Source organism: Streptomyces sp. SID12501 (assembly GCF_010550245.1).
Taxonomy (GTDB): Bacteria; Actinomycetota; Actinomycetes; order Streptomycetales; family Streptomycetaceae; genus Streptomyces.
This window is the reverse complement of the sequence record NZ_JAAGLU010000979.1, coordinates 1-397: the sequence shown is the minus strand read 5'-3', so window position 1 is coordinate 397 and position 397 is coordinate 1. Positions and strand designations below refer to the sequence as shown.

The window sequence follows — 397 nt, the reverse complement described above, 5'->3', positions numbered from 1 at the left end:
TACTGGTCGGGTGTGCGCGGGCCCGACGACGCGTGGAGCACGGCGCTCGGCACGGCGCGGCTGCGCGGCCCCGACGGCACGTGGACGACCGTGACGGCCGACCCGGACGACGTCGTGCGCGTGACCGACAACAAGGACCGCCGGTACTACCAGTCGGCCGTCGACGTCACCGACCTCGTCGCCGCCCAGGGCGCGGGCACGTGGGAGCTCGCGGACGCCGCGGTCAGCCAGACGCGAACCGACCGCGAGCCGACGTACTACGCCGGCTGGTCGCTCGTCGTCGTGCACGGCACGGTCGGCGCCGACACCGCCGCCGGCCGCTCCGCCGTGACCGTGCACCAGTGCGGCTCGTGGGTCGGCACGTCGAGCACCGCGCCCGCGTTCCTGTTCACCGGTG

At 75.3% G+C, this 397-nt stretch carries 1 protein-coding gene; it reads left to right on the top strand.

What is annotated here, in order from left to right; all coding sequences use genetic code 11:
- Positions 1 to 12: 12 nt before the first annotated feature.
- Positions 13 to 397: hypothetical protein (locus G3I71_RS49440; protein WP_164325529.1), on the top strand; the 385-nt coding region annotated here is incomplete at its 3' end.